The organism is Mycobacterium sp. M23085 (genome assembly GCF_045343915.1).
Taxonomy (GTDB): Bacteria; Actinomycetota; Actinomycetes; order Mycobacteriales; family Mycobacteriaceae; genus Mycobacterium.
Genome location: NZ_CP174280.1, coordinates 3,052,301 through 3,070,774, shown reverse-complemented (window position 1 = coordinate 3,070,774; position 18,474 = coordinate 3,052,301). Strand labels below are relative to the sequence as shown.

Below are 18,474 nucleotides of genomic sequence, written 5' to 3'. Positions count from 1 at the left end.
CCCTATAAAGGCGCTGCCTGCTCCGTCAGGTTCAGCAGAACGTAGGCCATGCACATCAGGAAGTTGATCACCACCATGATCAGGCCCGCGAACATCAGCGAACGGGTGCCGCGTTGCTTGAGCCGCTTATAGCGCGCGGCGCGCGATTCGCGGTCGAGCCGGATCGCGATCAACGCGAAGTTCACGTTGATCAATTCGTGAGCGGCCAGCGGCGCGCCCTCCAGCATCTGCCGCAGCCGCTCCGGTGCCGTTCGAACACCCACCCGTTCGAAACTGTGGCACAGACGTAGCGCCCGCCGTCGGCGGAGCGCGTCGGATGGCAGCCGAAGCCGCCGCGCAAGTTGCCCTCGATCGTCCCCCCAGGGGTAAGACGGGGTCATCACAAGCGGGATTCTAAATCGCCCGGCGCGATCTTCGCGCTGCGGACACCGATGATGTCGGGAGGTATCACGTCGGCGCTCCGCCGCTCATTTGCTGAGACGTGGGCAGCTCGAAATTGTGATGCATGTTGATCACTCGGCGTTCTTCGCTGGACGACACCAGGTGGGTGAACCGGGTTGGTGCATGCCGCGCTGCAAGCCGGGAAGCACCGCGATGTCCTGGGGGCGGGCCGCCGTTGCCATGGACCGAAGCCCTTAACGCGCCCCGCGGACCAGGCGGCCGGGGCGGGCCCCGGTGTCCACGTCATTGCGGCGGGTCACCGTCCCACTGACGATGGTCGCGGCATAACCAGTGGCGCCCTGCAGGATCCGGTTCCCACCGGCGGGCAGGTCGAACGCCATCGCCGCCGGGTGCAGGGTCAGGGCGTCCATGTCGATGACGTTGATGTCGGCCTTCTTGCCCGGCTCGATGGTGCCGCGGTCGGTGAGGCCGAACAGATGCGCGGTGTCGCGGGACTGCTTGCGGATCACGTACTCCAGCGACAACTTCTCGCCCCGCCGCCGGTCCCGCGCCCAGTGCGTGAGCAGGAACGTCGGGTAGGAGGCGTCGCAGATCATCCCGCAATGGGCACCGCCGTCGGACAGCCCGAGCACGCCGGCGGGGTGCAGCAGCATTTCCCGGATCGCGTCGCAGTTGCCGTCTGCGTAGTTGAACAACGGCAGCATCAACATGTTGGTCGCGTCGGACTCGAGCATGAGGTCGTACAGCGTGGACAGCGGGTCCTCGCCGCGGTCCTCGGCGATGGCGGCGACGGTGCGGTCCGGGGTCGGCTCGTAGTCCGGCGGATTGCCGAGCGCATACAGCCTGCCGAGCGAGTGCTGCACCAGGGCGAACATCCCGTCGAACAACAAGGTGGGGTCGACCGGCAGGTCGTCCTCGGACAGGATCGCCGCCTTTACCGCGGGGTCGGCCAACCGCTGCGCCAGCTCGTCGCGGGCGCACTCGGCCTTCAGCCGGCGGTAGGTGGGCCGGTGGCTGAACCCATGGTGGCCTTGGAAGCCGATCATCATGCCGAATGGGCGCGCGGCGATCTGCGGGTACAGGCGAGCGCCCGCGGCGTGCGCGTCCGCCGAAAGGTCGAGCATCTCGCGCCACAATTTCGGGTCGGCGTCCACCTGGATCAGCGCGAAGGACACCGGCCGGTCGATCTCGGCGCTGAGCCGCCGCATCCAGTCCAGTTCCTTTTTGGGACCGATGATGTCCTCGCCCGCGGCCCCCTGGGGGGCCAGTTCGAACACCGCTTGACCGCCGGCCGCCATGGCGCGCCCGAGGCCGAACAGTTCTTCCTCGGCCGCGAACGTGCCGGGAACCGGTTCGCCGTCCATGGCGCGGTGGCCCATCGTGCGGGATGTGGAGAAGCCGAGCGCGCCGGCCTCGATCGCCTCGCGCACCAGTCGGCCCATCGCCTCGATGTCCTCGGGGGTCGCCGGTTCGTTGCGCGCGCCGCGCTCGCCCATCGCGTAGGCGCGGATGGCGCCGTGCGCGACCTGGCTACCCACGTCGATGGCGAACTTCTGCTTGCCGACCGCGTCGAGATACTCGGGATAGGTCTCCCAGCCCCAGGTGATGCCCTCGGTCAGGGCGGTACCGGGGATGTCCTCGACGCCCTCCATCAACTCGATCAGCCACTGCTCGGTGCCGGGCCGCACGGGCGCGAAGCCGACGCCGCAGTTGCCGGTGACGATCGTGGTGACGCCGTGGCCGCTGGACGGCTCCAACAGGCTGTCCCAACTCACCTGGCCGTCGTAATGGGTATGGATGTCGACGAAGCCGGGAGCCACCACATGCCCTGTCGCATCGATGGTTTCGGCCGCGTCGCCGCTCATCGCGGGCTGGTCGGCGGATCGGCGAACGACGTCGACGATCTTGCCGTCCTTGATGCCGAGGTCGGCTTGGTAGCGTTCCGCGCCCGTGCCGTCGACGACGGTCCCACCGATGATCTTCAGGTCGAACATGAGACTCCTCTTCGCCGTCGCGGGCTGTCTCCGGGGGCGGGCGGACGCGGTAAGGCGCTCGCAGCATTTCGCTACGGTAGGTAGCGTAACTCTTGGCGCGACGATGGCAATAGCCTCGGCCGAATTGGGCCGGCCTACAGGGAACCCTTGAGGGCGGCCACCGTCTCCAAATCATCGAGCGCCGCCACGCCGCGTCGCAGGCCTTCCACGGCGATCTCTTCGACCTGCATTCCGCCCATTCCGGTGGTGATCAGCGGGGCGACGTAGGCGTACAGCGCGGCCTGGCGGAACCGCAGCCACAGGTCGTCGCCGTCCAGCTCGGGTCCGCCGGCCGCGACCAGCGCCCGCCGGTAGTCGTCGAGGAGATCGTGCTGGGTGGCCTGGCGGTCTTCCGGAGTGAGGGCCGTGATCAAGGTGTAGGCCAATTCTCGGGAGGGGTGTCCCCGGCGCACCGCCTGCCAGTCCAGCAGCCCGCCCTTGCCGCCGTGAAAGTACATGTTGCCCGGGTGGGCGTCACCGTGCAGCACGGTGTGCGGGGGAGCGTCGATGAGGGCGGCAACGGCGCGGTAGTTGTCGGCGATGAAGGTGCCGCTGTCCAGCGGCAGGGCGGTGCGCTCGGCGAGCCGCTTGATCGACGCGTGCATGAGCGGGCCGGTCAATAACGAGGTGACGTCGCCCGACGGGGTGTACAGCCAGCCCATCGGCCCGCGCCCGTCGCGGCGCAGCCGACCCCACAAGGTGGCGTGCAGCTCGGCCAGCAGCTCGATGATCAGGCTGGCCTGGTCGGGTGACAGCGGGTGCAAGGTGTCCGGGAATTCGCACGACTCGGCCGGCAGGTCCTCCAAGACCAACAGGTACCGGCCGGTCCAGGCGTCGAACGCCGCGCCGTAGCAGTAGGGCACGCCGAAGACCTGCGGGGCCAGCTCACGGTAGAAGCGCACCTCGGTGTGTCCGAGACGTCCGAGCTCGCCCATCAGCCGGGTCGCGGCGGTCTGCGCTGCGACCTTGACGAACACCGACTCCGGGACCTGCGTGCCGGTCAGCACCAGCCGGCCGCGCGACGACGTGCCCGCGTCCCGGCTCAAGATGCGGATCGACCGAACGGTGGTTCCCATGACCCGGGACAACACCGCGGGGTCGATCTCTTCGACCGCCCGAGGCAGACCGAACCGGCCGCCCACCACCGCATCGGTGGCCACCCGGCCCGCGCCCCGGCCCAAATGAGCCGCCAGGCCGAGGATGGAGAACGCCTGTCGCACAGGGGTTTTCATGTCCATCCATCCCCGTATGCCCGGAGGTCATGGTGCTGCGCTTTTAACACCGGTGCCGGCAGGCACAACGAATCGAACGTCTGGGCATCAGACAATATACGATTATTGTCTGATCTGCGGCACCAAAGCCCGCACCACGAACTGCGCGACAAATTCTCGTTTGTCCGCAGCGGCGCGATATCGCCACGAAGGCGCCAGTAAAAACAGGGTCGTGGTGTGCAACCACTGGACGATCGACCGGAAATCGACGTCCGGATAGAGCAGTCCCGCCGCTTTCCATCGGGTGAGCAACGGACCGTAATGCCGCATCAGCAGCTCCACGAGGGGCTCGGACCCCTTCTCCAGCGCCGAGGCCACCGCGGTGCTCTCGGCGGCGAACAACGCTTCGTTCAGCGCATTGCCGTCCACCGATTCCACCCGGGCCAGCACCATCTCGGGCACCGATCGAACCGGGTCATCGGGAGCGGGCAGCGAACGCACCAATTCCGACAGCGCGCTGTCCACCCGCGTCAGGATCAGGCCCAGCAGGACATCGTCGCGCGCGGGGAAATACCGGTACACCGTCGACCGTGAAACCCCCGCCTCGTCGGCCACTTCGCCCATCCGGAATTGGGTGTTGCCGCGCCGGACGATGCAGCGGCCCGCGGCGTCCAGGATTCGGCTGCGGGCCTCCTCGTCGTCGAGGATCGCGCGGTCGTCGCCCCACCGCCGGCTCGGTTCCATGGCGGCGATGCTACTTCGATGCCTTGCGCTGCTTCGTTATTTGACGCAGACGGAATCCGGCCCGCATCGCTTCAATAGTGAATCCTGTTGCAGCGCAGGGCATTAGGCAGCCAGGAGCGGACGCCGTCCGGCTGATCAGGCGTTGCAGCCGGGCCGCGTCAGGCCGCGCCAGGTCAACGTGACGCGGGTGCCTTGCGCAGTGCGGTCGATGGCCACGTCGTCGGCGAGCGTCTCCATCAGCGGGATGCCGCGACCACGCATCTGCTGTTGGTACTGGGCCGGCTTCTTCTGTCGCCATCGGCCGCGGTCATCGACGATCACCGCCAGGATGTCCGCATCGCCGTCGTAGGCCGCCCGCACGTCGACCGTCCCGCGCTCGGCGGCGTCGACGTAGGCGAATTCCGCGGCATTGGCGATCGCCTCGTTCACCGCAAGCAGCAGATCGTTGAAGCGGTCGGCGTCGAGCGAGAAATACCGGTCGAGCCACACCCCGAACTCGACGCGGGTCCGCGCAGCGCTGCGTGCGTCGGCGGCTACCCGCGTCCGTACGAAGCGGGATCCGTCATCGATTTTCGACACGTTCTGCGGCTGATCAGAGCGTCCCATCGTCCCCAGGTGCGTCTTCATCCGGTCGCGGCTCACTCACCAGCGATACCGCTCAGCGCACCGTCGAGGCTGCTGTAGAGCGATAGGACGCTGTCGATTCCCATCAGTTTGATCGGTCGGCTGGTGGCCGACCCGTTGGCAACCACGGCGAACTGCGTCGGCGGCTCGATTTCCGCCTGCGCCGTCACCAGGACGGTCATCCCGGCGGAGGCCAGAAAGCCGACTTTGGTCAGGTCAACGATCAGCGCCGCGGGCTTGGTGGCCAGCGCGGTCTGGATGGCGTCGGCCAGCAACGGCGAGCTGAGCATGTCGACTTCGCCGGAGACGGTGAGCACAACCGCCTGATCTACCTGGTGTTTGCCCACTTCAAAAGCGGTTGGATCGACGAATTCGCCGGTTTGTTCGCCCATGGTCTATCACTCACATTCGGTCCCGTGCGGGACACCGCTAGCTCTCGAACAGCCACTGCCACGACCGGGGGCTGTTGATTCAACCCCTCGGAACACGCTTGCCTACGGAGGAGTCGCACCCCGTCGATCTGCGCTACTGAATGCAGATACAGCTACAAGTGTTTAGCCAATGGTAGGACACGCGGCGTACCCCGCTCAAAATGCTGAACGATTTTCGCCGCCGCGACGTACTCCGGATGTGCGTGACAACCGGCGCGGAAGTGGCACCGGACATCGGTCCGTGCGGGATAGGCTTCCACCGAGTTCGTTCTCGCCCTTAGGGCCGTGGCCTGCGCAAACGGGAAGGACGGTGGGCGGTGGATTCCAGTGATCGCGGAGGCGAGCCAGCCGGTGTCGAGGGGCCCGAGGAGCCGTCACAAAACAGTCAGAGGCGCTCAGTTCTCAGCGGGCTGAATCGGCGGCGGGCGCTTGTGGGCATGGGGGCGGTGGCCGGTATCGCCGCGGTCGACGTCGGCGGCTTCGCCTATGCCGGCGGCTGGCTGCGTCCCGACGCTCTCACCCCGGCCCGATTCGCGGATCGCTTCGAGCACGCCTACGGCCGCCACGATGGTTTCCGGCGTAACCACGCCAAGGGCCTGAGCGCCGCGGGGACGTTCGTGAGCGACGGTGCGGCCGCGACCATCTGCCGGGCCGCGGTGTTCCGCCGCGGAAATGTTCCCCTGATCGGCCGGTTCTCGCTGTCCGGCGGGCTGCCCGACCAGGCCGACAAGCTCGACACCGTCCGCGGGCTGGGGCTGCTGTTCGACGGCCCGGGCGGCCAGCAGTGGCGCACCGCGATGATCAACATCCCGGTGTTCCCGGACAGCACGCCTCAGGGCTTCTACGACCGGCTGCTGGCGTCCAAGCCACTGCCCGGCACGGGCAAGCCCGACCCGCAGCAGATGGCCGCGTTCCTGCAGCGCCATCCCGAGACCGCGGCGGCCATGCGCATCATCAAGCAGACGCCGCCGAGCGCGGGATTCGCCGATAGCGCGTTCCACGGGCTGAACGCCTTCCGGTTCACCAGCGGTGCCGGTGTGACGGTGCCGGTGCGGTGGTCCGCGATTCCACAGCAAGGCGCCGACGTCACAGTCCCGCCCTCCGGGCCACCGGCCAAGGACTACCTGTTCGACGGCCTCATCCGCACGCTGGCGCACAGGCCGTTGAGCTGGCGGCTGGTGCTCACCGTGGGTGAGCCGGGCGATCCGACCAACGACGCCACCAGACCCTGGCCGTCGAGGCGGCGCACCATCGACGCGGGCATCATCACCATTTCCGCCGTCCAGACCGAGGAGGCCGGCAACGCGCGCGACATCAACTTCGACCCACTGGTCCTGCCGGACGGCATCACCGCCTCCGACGACCCGCTGCTGGCCGCAAGGTCCGCCGTCTACGCCCGCTCGTTCACGCGTCGCGCCGAGGAACCCAAAGCTGCCAGCGCCGTCGACGTCGAGGCGATCCTGCAATGACGCCTGGATCCGCGCGGTTCACCCTGCCGTCGCGCGTTCTGCACTGGCTGATGGCGCCGATGGTCATCGCGCAGTTGCTGATCGGCGTGACCATGGTCGCCGCCCTGAGCTATTACCCGCTGCTGCTGGCGATCCATCGGCCCCTGGGCCTGCTGATCCTGACCTTCGCCGTGGTCCGGCTGGCGAACCGGCTCACCCACCGGCCACCGCCGTTCCTGGCCACCATGAGCAGAAGCGAACGCCGCATCGCGACGTGGTCGGAGTACCTGCTGTATGGCCTGCTGCTGGTGCAGCCCCTATCCGGGTGGGCCATGCTGTCGGCGACGCGAGTGCCGATCACCCTGGTGGGGCCGTTCGCGCTGCCCGGCATCGCGCCGCACGACATCGACGTTTTCGCGGTACTCCGGCAGGCCCACAACGTGTTCGCCTTTCTGCTTTTCCTGACGTTCACCGCCCACGTCTGCGCCGTCCTGTTCCACACGCTCGTTCTGCGCGACCGGCTCCTCGACCGCATGGCGCTGTGGCCCACCAGTCACGCCGCACCCGGGCCAGAGCAAGCCGAGGTGTGACGGGCTGCGGACGTCATGAGGCCTTTTTTCGGAATCACGCGAAGGGGCTGAGCGCGTTCGCAACTTTTGCCAGCAGCGGGGCCGACTGACTGACCTACTGTCCGAACGAGATCTGGAGCAGTTGCTTTTTCTGCTCGTTGTATTCCTGTTCGGACAGCCGCCCCTGCGCCCGCAGCTTGGCGATGTCGCGAATCGCGGCCGCGACGCCGGTCATGACGGTGCGGGGTGCGGGTGTCGCCTCGACGTCGTCGGCGGCCGCGGTGTCGTCAGAGCGGCCGGTCAGGCGAACCGGCCTGCCGTCCTGCCCAGCTTCGTTCGCGGCGGGCGGACCGGCCATCGCTTGCCCGGTCATCCCCGCGATGCCCATCTGGTTGAAGCGACTCGCCGAACCCGCCTCCAGTGGGGTCGCCGCGGCGGCCGGAGTCGAGCCGGGCAGCGGCGATGTCATTGCGGCGGAGCGTATCTCGGGCGCGGACACGGCCCACCCCGACGGCACCGACAACCGCCCGATGGTGCCGGCCCGGCCCACACCGGCGGACACGCTCGGCACCGATCCCGCCAGCGGACCCGGGTTGGTGATGACCGCGGGGAATTCCTCGGGGGTTTTCAGGCCGGTGCTCGGCCAGGACTCTTCTCCCGCCCAGCCGGCGACGATGTCATCGGTGTGCAAACCAGTCCCGGTGCCTATGAGCGCGAACGGGTAGTCCGCCGGGCCCCCCAGGGCGTCCAGCGGAATGAAATAGAAAAAAACCAACAAGTCAACTGGCGCACCGAGGAAGATGCTGATCAAGTCGGCCAACGTGTTCAGCCCGTTACCCTGGGCCGGCGCCGCCGCCCCCGACAACGCCTGCGGGACCGCCGAGATGATGTTCTGGGCGTCGCCGGCGGCGACACTGCCGGCTTGGTTGACCGCGGCCGCTTGGCTGCTGGTCGCGCCCGGATCGGTGTTCTGGTGTGGTGAGCTGAACGGCGTGAGCGTCGTCGCTGCGGCTGACCAGCCCGCGTAGCCGTACATCGCAGCCGCATCCTGCGCCCACATCTCGGCGTATTGGGCCTCGGTGGCTGCGATCGCCGGCGTGTTCACTCCCAGGAAGTTCGTCGCGACCAGCACGCTCAGCAGACTTCGGTTGGCTGCGATCTCCGGTGGCGGCACCGTCATCGCGAACGCTGCTTCATAACCGGCGATCGCGGCCTGGGCTTGTGCGGCGGTCTGCTCGGCTTGGGCGGCGCTGGCGCTCAGCCATGCCACGTAGGTCTGGGCGGCGGCCGTCATCGCCGTGGACGACGGGCCCGACCAGGCTTCGGAGGTCAGTTCCGATACCACCGACTGGTAGGCAGACGCGGAGGTGTACAGCTCGTCAGCAAGGCTGCTCCAGGCCTGCGCCGCTGCCTGCATCGGCCCCGATCCCGGACCGGCATACATCCGGCCGGAGTTGATCTCCGGCGGATAGATCCCGAAATCCATTGCTGCGCATTCCTTATCCAGGCACAAGACTTCCGCCGCACGGCGGCGGGCAGGGTTTAGCGACCGAGCAGGCGGTTCTTCTGCTCGGTGTACTCGTCGTCGGTCAGAATTCCTTCGTCACGCAGCTTGGCGAAGTCGCGCAATTCGGCCGCGACGCCGGTGACCACGGCGCGAGGTTTGTCCGGAGGCGCTTCGCCGGTGGCGCCGGTGGCCGCACTGCCGCCGGCTCCCGACGCCCCCGCCGGGCGAGCCGCCGCCTGTGTCCGGTTGGCCGCCGCCTTGCCGGTGCGGCTGACGCCGGCTTTAACGGTCCCGGCCATGGCGCGTCCCGCCATGGCCGCCAGAGCCATTTCGCTGAACGTGCTCGACGAACCGGCTTCTGCGGCCGGGGCGGCACTGGCCGACGTTTGCACCAACGCGGGCAATGAGTAGGAGACGGGTCGAACCGCAGGGGTGGCGACTGTCCACGTCGGCGGGACGGACAACGCCCCGACCGCGTTGGCTTCGCCCAGCCCCGCTGACAGCGCCGTCGTCGCAGGCCTGATCGGCCCGGTGATGGGGGCCGGGAAATTGGCCGGAGGGATCTTCTCGTTGCTCGGCCAGGTTTCTTCGCCGTTCCAGTGGCTGACGACCCGGTCGGTGTTCAGACCGGTGCCGGCACCGATGATGTCCAAAGGGAACGCCGTCACGCCGATCGCCGCGAACGGTATGTCGGCAAAGAAGGTCGCGAGGGACGCCGGCGCGTCCAGGAAGATCGCGATCAGGTCGCTGATGGTGCCCAGCGGGTCGGCGGCGGCAGCCGGGGCGGCAGCTGCGCTGGATAACGCGGACGGCACCGCGGAGAATGCCTGCTGGACGGTGTTTTGCGCGTTGCCGGCGGCGGTTGCGGTGGCCTGGCCGACGGCGGCGGATTGGCCGGCCGCGCCGGTGGGGTTGGTGTTCTGCGGGGGAGTGTTGAAGGGCGTCAGCTGCGTCGCGGTGGCAGAGGAGGCCGCGTAGCCGTACATCGCTGCGACGTCTTGGGCCCACATCTGGCCGTACTGTGCTTCATTGGCCGCGATCGCCTGGGTGTTTCTGCCGAACACATTGGTCGCGATCAGGGTCGTCAGCTGCGCGCGGTTGGCGGCGACCGTCGGCGGTGGCACCGTCGCTGCGAAGGCAGCCTGGTAGGCGGCTGCCGCCGATCTGGCCTGGGCGCCGGTCTCCTCGGCCTGTGCGGCGGTGGCCTGCAACCAGCTCACGTACGACGCGGCCGCCGCGCTCATCGACGCCGACGCCGGGCCTTGCCACGCGCCGGCGGTCAATCCCGACACCACCGACTGATAAGAGTTGGCCGTCGCGTGAAGCTCGGCGGCCAGTGCGTCCCAGGCTTCGGCGGCGGCGAGCATCGGTCCCGCCCCGGCACCGGCATACATCCGGGCCGAGTTGACCTCCGGCGGATAACTGCCGAAATCCATCGCTAGCAAACCCCTCTAAATCAGCGCGGTCGAGTCAGCAGTGCATCCCGCACCGGACATGACATCGACCGATGAGTTAAGCGTGGCACGCATGGTGACCCTTGTCGCATCAGCCCGCGGTGCGCAGTCAGCTAATGACCGAGTCATCGTCGCGGCCTGATTGAGTGCGTCTGCGTCGCCAGCCGTGCCGAGCGCCGATAAGGCCTCCGTTGGGTGATCGCGGCATTCGGGCGCAGCGGTCCCCGAAAGCATGGTTTCCCTTTCCGGCAGTGCTCGATTAAGCCGCCCAATTCGTGGCTCTGGGTGGTGCTGATCGCGCGTCCACCGGCGGGCTCCCCGCGTCTTCGCCACGGGGTTGGATGATCGGGGGCCAGTTTAGAGTCTGACCTGCGCGCTCTCACTCCGGCAGGGTGATATCCAGCTAATTGCCAGGTTCCTTCCAGGAGTTCGTACGGGATCTCACAGTGCCCCCAGGGCGATCACCCACATCGCGCTTGGCGGCTATCTGCTCTACGCCCTGGTGCTGGTGCAGCCGCTGACCGGGTGGGCGCCGCACAGCATCGATGCTTTCGCGGTGCTCCGCGAGTGCCACGACGCGTTCGTTCCTGCTGTTCGAGACGTTTCCCGCCCACATGTGCGCGGTACTCTTCCACACGCTCGTTCTGCTCGCCCGGCTCCTTGGTCAGACCGCCGCACCGCAGCCAGACCAAGCCGAGCTGTGACGGCCCCCATTCTGGGGCTTTGATCGGCCGAATATGATCGGCACGATTATTTCCAGGGTGCAGCACCGCAGAGGCCGTGACCGTACGGGACCACGAAGGAGTGGAGAACTTCCATGCCAAACGAGAAGCAAGCCGAGCGGATGACCTCGGGCAAGGGGTTCATCGCGGCGCTCGATCAGAGCGGTGGCTCGACGCCCAAGGCCCTGCGCCTATACGGCATCGAGGACAGCGCGTACTCCTCCGAGGAGGAGATGTTCGATCTCATTCACCAGATGCGCTCGCGGATCATCACGTCGCCCGCCTTCAACGGTGACCGCGTGCTGGCGGCGATCCTGTTCGAGCAGACCATGGACCGTGAGATCGCGGGCAAGCCGTCGACCACCTACCTGTGGGAGACCAAAGGCGTGGTGCCCTTCCTCAAGATCGACAAGGGCCTGGCGGACGCGTCCGACGACGTCCAGCTGATGAAGCCGATCCCGGGTCTCGACGAGCTGCTGGACCGGGCCGTTGGCCTGGGCGTCTTCGGCACCAAGGAGCGGTCGGTGATCGGCGGCGCCAACCCCAAGGGCATCGCCGCGGTGGTCGCCCAGCAGTTCGAGCTGGGCCAGCAGGTCCTCTCGCACGGTTTGGTGCCGATCATCGAACCCGAGGTCACCATTTCGATTTCGGATAAGGCTGAGGCCGAAAGCATCCTGCGCGACGAGATCACCAAGCAGCTCGACTCCGTGCCCGAGGGCCAGCGCGTCATGCTCAAGCTGAGCCTGCCCACCGAGGTCAACTTCTACCGTCCCCTGATCGAGCACCCCAAGGTGATGCGGGTGGTTGCGCTCTCCGGCGGTTACTCCCGCGAGGAAGCCAACGAGCTGCTGGCGAAGAACACCGGATTGATCGCCAGCTTCAGTCGGGCGCTCACCGAGGGCCTGTCGGTCGACCAGTCCGACGAGCAGTTCAACGCCACCCTGGACAAGGCGATTCAGTCGATTTACGACGCCTCCGTCGCCGGCTGAGCTAGTAGGGGTGCCGGGCCAAGCGCGGCGGTCCCGCGTCGCCGTCGTCGGACACCAGAGCGGGCACCATCTCACTGGTCACCAGGCCCTGGTCGCGGGTCAATTCGTCGATGACGGCGAAGGATTCGACGATGTTGGCCGGGGTGTCGACCACGACGGTGACGACGGGCACCCGCCGGGTCAGCGAGAACAATCCGTCACCGTGGGGCGGGTGATCGCCGTGAAAGCCCCAAACGCCGCGCAGCACCGTCGCGCCGTCGGCGGTTCCGGCCTGGCGCAGCCGTTGGACGATTGCGCGGTGGATCGGCACACCGTTGTGCTGTGCCGACTCGGAGGTGTAGATCGTCAGCTGCTGGAACATCGGCAAGCCGCGCTCGTCACTGCCAGGCAGGGCGTGCGGCCGTCCCAGCAACTGGCCGTCGCGCTTGCACACCTGGACCCGCTCGAGGGTGAACAGGGGGCGGCGAAGCAGCTCACCGATTTCCGGCAGCACCCCACCGATGTGCTCACCGGATCCGACGACCACGATCATCATCGGCACGTCGGCGTTGCGGCCAAAGAAGTTGGCGCGCTGCCGTTCTCCATGTGTGACACCGTCCACCCCGAGCAATACCGTCGCGCCGGCCAGGCCGCGGCGGTGCATCAAATCGCAGAGGGCGATGTAGGCGGGTGACCCGTTCACGCGTTGCTTGCGGCCCACGTAAATCGTCAACTTGACGGCGTCGCGGAAATCCTCAGGCAGCTCCGGTGACCCGATGTCGTTGTGCAGCAGCCGGGCCCGCTCCAGGGTGACCAGGCCGCGCTGTTTGACGGCCAGCACCGGGCCGAGCAGGGCCTCGATCTTGGTTCTCGTGTCGACCGCGATGATCGCCACCGGCGGATCCTCGGACAACGTCAGCGACTCGTCCGTGCGCAGATAATGCCCGGTGCCGAATCCACCTATGCCGCGCAGCAGTACGCCGCAGGCGATGCGGTGCTGTGCGTACATGCCGAGCAGCACATCGGAGACAAAGCCGTCCCCGGTCCGCCTACGCTCGGCCATATAGGCGGTGAGCTTCAGGCAATCGTCGTCCATCGCCGCTCCCGTCGACCTGCGGTGAGCCTACTCGCTCGCAGACGTCAAGCGCCGCAGCGCTGTTGGACGGTGCTACGTCAGCGCGGCCGTCCGGGTGGGCGCGGAACCGGGCCGGTCAGCTACCAGCGAGGGCCGCCACGATGAGCCGGGTGGTCCGTTCTGCGCGCCGGCGCGAATAGGGCTGTGCGCCGGACAGGATCGGGTACACCACCCCGCCGACGATCGCGTCCGCCGCCGATTCGGCGGTGGCCTGGTTGATGCCGTCGGCCAGCAGCCGGGCCCGCACGCTGTCATGCAACGGCGCACTGAATCCCGCGCGGAGTTTGACGGCGGTGTCCTCGTGTTCCATGCAGGCGACGGTGAGGGTTCGGAGCATGGCCGAGCCGCGCGGAGTCGTCAGGCTGGTGAACAGCTTGTCCACCCAGGCCACCAGGTCGGCGGCGAGGTCGCCGCTGTGGTTGACGGATGCGACCAGCTTGTCGGCGTCTTCCAGCATGACGTCGGCGACGAGCGCTGGGCGGGTGGGCCACCACCGGTAGATCGTTTGCTTGCCCACCCCGGCGCGTGCGGCGACCGCCTCGATGGTCAGCCCGTCGAACCCCCGCTCGAGCAGCAGTTCGCGGGTGGCGGTGACGATCGCCGTGCGGGACTTCTCGCTGCGTCTCCTGGGCGAGCCCGCCCGTGCGTTGACCCCGCTCAAATCGGTTGGCATCTGCTGGTCCTCGCTTTCGCGAACTCAGATCGACAGCCGCTCGACGGGGATCGGGCGCGCTTTACATATCCTGATTCGCGCCGGTAGTCTTCCACAAGACGAGACGGTCCGTCTTGTAACGAAAGGATAGCAGTCCGTGCGGCCAACGCCAGTTATCTCTCGGCCGTCCTGGTGAGCCTGGGACTGAGTCCGGAGCAGCAGGAGCTCAGCGACGCCGTGGGGCAGTTCGCCGCCCGCCACGCTCCCATTGCCGCGACGCGGGACAGCTTCGACGATCTCGCGGCCGGACGCGTCCCTGAATGGTGGAATGCTCTGGTCGCCAACGGCTTTCATGCCGTGCATCTACCCGAAGACCTCGGCGGCCAGGGTGGGCGGCCGATCGATGCCGCTTGCGTTCTGGAATCGGCGGGCAAGTCGCTGCTGCCCGGACCGCTGCTGCCGACGGTGGCCACCGGTGCTGTCGCGCTGCTCGCCGATCCGACGCCGAGCGCACAGTCGTTGCTGCGCGACCTTGCGTCCGGCGTCACCGCGGCGGTGGTGCTTGCCGGGGACGGCGGCCTGCAGGCGCGCGCCGATGGTGGGGACTGGTTGATCAGTGGTGCCTCGGAGGTTGCCTCGGGCGTGTGCGCGGCGCGGGTCATCCTGGTCGGGGCCCGGACCCGGGGCGGTGACACCGTCTGGGCGCTTGTCGACAGCGAAAAGCCCAGCGCCACCGTCGAACCGATCTCCGGCACGGATCTCGTCGCGGACGTCGGGAGGCTGCGCCTCGACGACTACCGGGTGGCCGGCGCCGACCTCCTCACCGGCATCGATCCGGACCGCGCCCACTGCGTGGTCCTGGGACTGGTCGCCAGCATGACCGCGGGCATCGTCCAATGGTGCGTGCAGGCCGTCACCGCGCACCTACGCATCCGCGAGCAATTCGGCAAGGTGATCGGTACCTTCCAGGCGCTGCAGCACAACGCGGCAATGCTGTTGGTCAACAGCGAGCTGGCCGCCGCCGCGGCCTGGGACGCGGTCCGCGCCGTGGACGAACCACTCGACCAGCACCGAATCGCCGCCGCCGGCGCGGCTGTGATCGCGATCTCGCCGATCCCGGACCTGGTACTCGACGCCCTGACGATGCTCGGCGCCATCGGATTCACCTGGGAACACGACGTGCACCTGTACTGGCGGCGGGCCATCAGTCTGGCCGGATCGATAGGTCCGGCCAATCGCTGGGCGCGACGGCTCGGGCAGCTCACCTGCACCCAGACGCGCGACATGTCGGTGAATCTCGGCGACGCGGAATCCGAATTCCGTTGCTGGGTGGCCCAAACGCTGGATGCGGCCCTGCAGCTGCGCAACGACAAACCCGCGCCGCACGGCGATTACGAGCACCTCGCCACCGGGCCGCAACGCACCTTGATCGCCGACGCCGGTCTCATAGCGCCGCACTGGCCGGCGCCGTGGGGCGTCGATGCGGGCCCGTTGAAACAGCTCATCATCGACGAGGAGTTCGCCAAGCGGCCCGGCCTGGTCCGGCCCTCGCTGAACATCGCCGAATGGATCCTGCCCTCGGTGTTGGCAGCCGCACCAAAGGACTTGCAGGAGAAGCTTATTCCGGCGACACAACGCGGCGACATCCTGTGGTGCCAGCTGTTCAGTGAGCCTGGCGCCGGCTCCGACCTGGCGTCGCTGGCAACCCGCGCGACCAAGGTGGACGGCGGTTGGCGGATCAACGGCCACAAGATCTGGACGTCGTTGGCGCAGTACGCCGACCTCGGTGCGCTCCTCGCGCGGACCGACCCCGAAGCCAGCAAGCATCGCGGCATCGGCTATTTCATTCTCGATATGCGGTCCCCCGGGGTGGAGATCCAGCCGATCAAGACGGCGACCGGGCAGGCACACTTCAACGAGGTGTTCCTCAATGACGTCTTTGTGCCCGACGAGATGCTGCTGGGTGGCCCGACCGACGGTTGGAGCCTGGCGATCGCCACCATGGCCGAAGAACGTTCGGCCATCAGCGGATACGTCAAGTTCGACCGGGCCGTCGCCCTGCGCCGGCTCGCCGCTCAACCCGGGCCCGATCGTGACGACGCCTTGCGCGAGCTGGGCGAGCTCGACGCATACACCAACGCGATCAGGGCGCTCGGGGTGCGGGAAACCATTCGGCTGCTCGACGGACAGGCGTCCGGTCCGGCATCCAGCATCGCCAAGGTCGCGATGAATGTGTTGCTGCGGCGCACCTTTCAGGCCACGTTGCAGTTGACCGGGCTGGTCGCGATGGTCGACGACCCCGACGCTGCGGTCGTGGAACCGTATCTGCATCTGCCGGCCGAGCTGATCGGCGGCGGAACGAGGGAGATCCAGCTCAACATCATCGCCCAGATGATTCTTGGTCTGCCCCGAAAGTAGAGTTGTGGGCCCGCCGTCCGATACCGACTTGTGGTTCGGCGCCGCTGAATCGCACCGTGTTCAGCACGGCTGAGGCGGGTTGTGCTGCGGCAGGCTAAGCTGTCGCATTGCTTGGAAGCCGCTGCAGGAATGCTGTGGTCCGCGCTTCGGTCGTTAGCATGAACCGAGGTTGTTGAACGGGAGGCAAACGGTGCGAGAGCGGTCGGCCGAGCGGTCTGACCGCGAATTCGCGGTTACCGGTCGTACATCACACATCAAAGCCGGTGTTGTCGTGTTGCTGGCCGTCATAGTCAGCGCGATGATCACGTCGATCGCCCTCTACATCGATGGTGTTGTCACGCACCGTGTTTCCAGCGCTGGGCCTCAGGCCGGTAGTGGAACCACCGTGACGCTCGATGTCGAAGGCATCCGCTCTGACTACAGCGCGCTGGAGGGCTACCTCGCCGTTTCACCCGGACCCGCGCTGGTGGATCCGGCCACCGAAGGCCTCCGGCAAGACCTCACGGTCGAGGTCACCTCGGCCGCGACGCCGGTCAAACGCACCTGGTCCAAGGGCATGCTGCCCGGCGTTTTCCCCGTGCCGCTGACACTGGTGCGTGATGTGGCGGGCTGGCCGTTCGACCGCTATTACGCGGGGCCGATCACGGTCGAACTGTTTGTCGGCGGTGCGCAAACACCCGAACGCGCCCACGTCGCGATCGTCGACCGGCTGCCCGGCTGGCATGTCCATGCGACCGGACCCACCGATGGCCGACCGCGTGCGCCTTACCACGTGGAGATCGAGCGATCGGCGAGCACCATGGTGTTCGCGGTCGTCGTTCTGTGCATCCTGGTCGCGATTGCCGGCGCGGCGGTGTTTGTGGCCGTCCAGACGCTGCGGGACCGGCGCAAGTTTCAGTCGCCGATGATGACCTGGTATGCGGCGATGCTGTTCGCGGTGGTCCCGTTGCGCAACGCACTTCCCGGCTCGCCGGCATTCGGCAGCTGGATCGATATGACGATCGTTCTGTGGGTGCTGGTCGCTCTGGTGGTCTCGATGCTGCTGTACATCGCCTGTTGGTGGCGGCATCTGCGGCCCGATCCGGCCGTTTGGGACCCAGCGGCGCCGCAGGCACCCGAGAATTTCCCGGGTCGAAGCGGCTAGGTCGACGACCGCACCACCAGCTGGGCGATGTCGGTCAGTTCCGGAGACGTCTGCGCGGGGTGCCCCAGCCGCTCGAAAATCGCGGCCAGCGCGGCGCCGGCAACCGCGCACGGATCGAATTGCACGGTGGTCAATGGCGGCGTGCTCACCATGCCCATCGGGCTGGCGTCGACGCCCATCACCGCGAGGTCCCCGGGACAGCGCAGCCGTGCTTGATGGATGCCGTACAGAACCAGGCAGGCGATCTCGTCGCTTTGCGCGCACACGGCGGTCACCCCGTCGCCCACCCAGCCGGTGACCACGTCGGCGGCGTTGTCCAGGGTGACCTCGTCGACCCGCACCGGCGGAAGGCCGCGCAACTGCGCCGCCCGCGAAACGCCCTCGAACCAGTAGTCGCCCAGCGGACGCCACCGGGCAATCCCGGTGTAGGCGAACGCGATCCGGCGATGCCCGCGCTCGACCAGGTGGTCGACCCGCATCTCACCCACGGATAGGTGCGGGTCGTTGAGGGCGGGCAGTGTGCCGATCTCGATGTGGGGAATGCCCGCCGTCGTCAGCGCTTGACGGGCGGCCGTGCTCAAGGGGAACAGGCTGGTGATCGCGACGGGGTCGAGATTCTCGATCGCATCGACCAGGTGCTGGTCGTCGTCGGTCTCGAAGATCTGCACCTGCAGCAAACCCTCGCGGGCCAAGGCGGCGGTCATCCGGCTGCCCGCCTGCATCGGCATCTCGCCGACGGCCACGTGCGGTACCACGTAGAGCACCACGCCGCTTTTGCCGCGCGCCAGATTACGGGCAGCCAGGTTGGGGCGGTAACCCAGAAGCTTGGCCGCTCGGTACACCGCGTCGCGGGTTTCCGGGGAGATGCGGCGGCCCTGCGCGTTGTTCAGCACATAACTGACCGTGGCGGTCGACACGCCGGCCAACCGCGCCACGTCGGCGGTGGTCGGACGCGCAGCTTTATTGGTGCTCAACTTGCGTACCTTCCGGGCCCGGTCATGCCCCATGGTGG

At 67.6% G+C, this 18,474-nt stretch carries 16 protein-coding genes and 1 pseudogene; 5 read left to right on the top strand and 12 right to left on the bottom strand.

All coding sequences use genetic code 11. From position 1 onward, the window contains the following. Positions 1–2: 2 nt before the first annotated feature. From ACIUM1_RS14120 to ACIUM1_RS14090, 7 genes and pseudogenes are all read right to left on the bottom strand, one after another. Positions 3–263: a hypothetical protein gene (locus ACIUM1_RS14120; RefSeq protein ID WP_406813314.1), complete on the bottom strand. Its 261-nt coding sequence runs from the start codon at positions 261–263 to the stop codon at positions 3–5. 184 nt (positions 264–447) lie between these two features. Beyond that, positions 448–602: pseudogene (locus tag ACIUM1_RS14115) on the bottom strand (aromatic ring-hydroxylating dioxygenase subunit alpha); the annotation flags it as partial. Between the two features lie 33 nt (positions 603–635). Then, complete coding sequence (locus ACIUM1_RS14110; RefSeq protein WP_406813313.1) at positions 636–2,396, bottom strand: amidohydrolase family protein; 1,761 nt, start codon at positions 2,394–2,396, stop codon at positions 636–638. Between the two features lie 134 nt (positions 2,397–2,530). Further along, a complete protein-coding gene (locus ACIUM1_RS14105; RefSeq protein WP_406813312.1) occupies positions 2,531–3,667 on the bottom strand; it encodes a phosphotransferase in 1,137 nt (378 codons plus the stop codon). A 102-nt stretch (positions 3,668–3,769) separates the two neighbouring features. Continuing rightward, the gene (locus ACIUM1_RS14100; RefSeq protein WP_406813311.1) at positions 3,770–4,390 is read right to left on the bottom strand and encodes a TetR/AcrR family transcriptional regulator; all 621 of its coding nucleotides are present in this window, start codon (positions 4,388–4,390) and stop codon (positions 3,770–3,772) included. Positions 4,391–4,525: 135 nt separating this feature from the next. Beyond that, positions 4,526–4,996 carry an ATP-binding protein gene (locus ACIUM1_RS14095; protein ID WP_406813310.1) on the bottom strand — a complete coding sequence of 157 codons (471 nt, stop codon included), beginning with the start codon at positions 4,994–4,996 and terminating at the stop codon, positions 4,526–4,528. A 32-nt stretch (positions 4,997–5,028) separates the two neighbouring features. Then, positions 5,029–5,406, bottom strand: coding sequence for an STAS domain-containing protein (locus ACIUM1_RS14090; RefSeq protein WP_406813309.1), 378 nt, complete (start codon positions 5,404–5,406; stop codon positions 5,029–5,031). Between the two features lie 476 nt (positions 5,407–5,882). Between ACIUM1_RS14090 and ACIUM1_RS14085 the strand changes: the two genes are divergently transcribed. Continuing rightward, a complete protein-coding gene (locus tag ACIUM1_RS14085) occupies positions 5,883–6,914 on the top strand; it encodes a catalase family peroxidase (protein WP_406813308.1) in 1,032 nt (343 codons plus the stop codon). Continuing rightward, positions 6,911–7,483, top strand: coding sequence for a cytochrome b (locus ACIUM1_RS14080; RefSeq protein ID WP_406813307.1), 573 nt, complete (start codon positions 6,911–6,913; stop codon positions 7,481–7,483). The genes ACIUM1_RS14085 and ACIUM1_RS14080 overlap by 4 nt, the downstream gene beginning before the upstream one ends. 94 nt (positions 7,484–7,577) lie before the next feature. Here ACIUM1_RS14080 and ACIUM1_RS14075 read toward each other — a convergent pair whose 3' ends face one another. Both ACIUM1_RS14075 and ACIUM1_RS14070 read right to left on the bottom strand, forming a co-directional pair. Further along, positions 7,578–8,948 (bottom strand): PPE family protein, SVP subgroup, encoded by a 1,371-nt coding sequence (locus ACIUM1_RS14075; protein WP_406813306.1) that lies wholly within the window; start codon positions 8,946–8,948, stop codon positions 7,578–7,580. 56 nt (positions 8,949–9,004) lie between these two features. Further along, the gene (locus ACIUM1_RS14070; RefSeq protein ID WP_406813305.1) at positions 9,005–10,405 is read right to left on the bottom strand and encodes a PPE family protein, SVP subgroup; all 1,401 of its coding nucleotides are present in this window, start codon (positions 10,403–10,405) and stop codon (positions 9,005–9,007) included. Positions 10,406–11,240: 835 nt separating this feature from the next. On the opposite strand from ACIUM1_RS14070, the gene ACIUM1_RS14065 reads away from it, so the two are divergent. Beyond that, complete coding sequence (locus ACIUM1_RS14065) at positions 11,241–12,134, top strand: fructose bisphosphate aldolase (protein WP_406813304.1); 894 nt, start codon at positions 11,241–11,243, stop codon at positions 12,132–12,134. A gap of 1 nt (position 12,135) precedes the next feature. Here the strand turns inward: ACIUM1_RS14065 and ACIUM1_RS14060 are convergent, their stop codons facing one another. Both ACIUM1_RS14060 and ACIUM1_RS14055 read right to left on the bottom strand, forming a co-directional pair. After that, positions 12,136–13,209 (bottom strand): DUF190 domain-containing protein, encoded by a 1,074-nt coding sequence (locus tag ACIUM1_RS14060; protein ID WP_406813303.1) that lies wholly within the window; start codon positions 13,207–13,209, stop codon positions 12,136–12,138. A gap of 115 nt (positions 13,210–13,324) precedes the next feature. Continuing rightward, positions 13,325–13,921 carry a TetR/AcrR family transcriptional regulator gene (locus ACIUM1_RS14055; protein ID WP_406813302.1) on the bottom strand — a complete coding sequence of 199 codons (597 nt, stop codon included), beginning with the start codon at positions 13,919–13,921 and terminating at the stop codon, positions 13,325–13,327. A gap of 171 nt (positions 13,922–14,092) precedes the next feature. On the opposite strand from ACIUM1_RS14055, the gene ACIUM1_RS14050 reads away from it, so the two are divergent. Together ACIUM1_RS14050 and ACIUM1_RS14045 are read left to right on the top strand one after the other, a co-directional pair. After that, the gene (locus tag ACIUM1_RS14050) at positions 14,093–16,318 is read left to right on the top strand and encodes an acyl-CoA dehydrogenase (protein ID WP_406813301.1); all 2,226 of its coding nucleotides are present in this window, start codon (positions 14,093–14,095) and stop codon (positions 16,316–16,318) included. Positions 16,319–16,616: 298 nt separating this feature from the next. Next, a complete protein-coding gene (locus ACIUM1_RS14045; protein ID WP_406817676.1) occupies positions 16,617–17,462 on the top strand; it encodes a DUF4436 domain-containing protein in 846 nt (281 codons plus the stop codon). Here ACIUM1_RS14045 and ACIUM1_RS14040 read toward each other — a convergent pair. Continuing rightward, a complete protein-coding gene (locus tag ACIUM1_RS14040; RefSeq protein WP_406813300.1) occupies positions 17,459–18,469 on the bottom strand; it encodes a LacI family DNA-binding transcriptional regulator in 1,011 nt (336 codons plus the stop codon). The two genes, ACIUM1_RS14045 and ACIUM1_RS14040, sit on opposite strands and share 4 nt — an antisense overlap. Between the last annotated feature and the right edge of the window lie 5 nt (positions 18,470–18,474).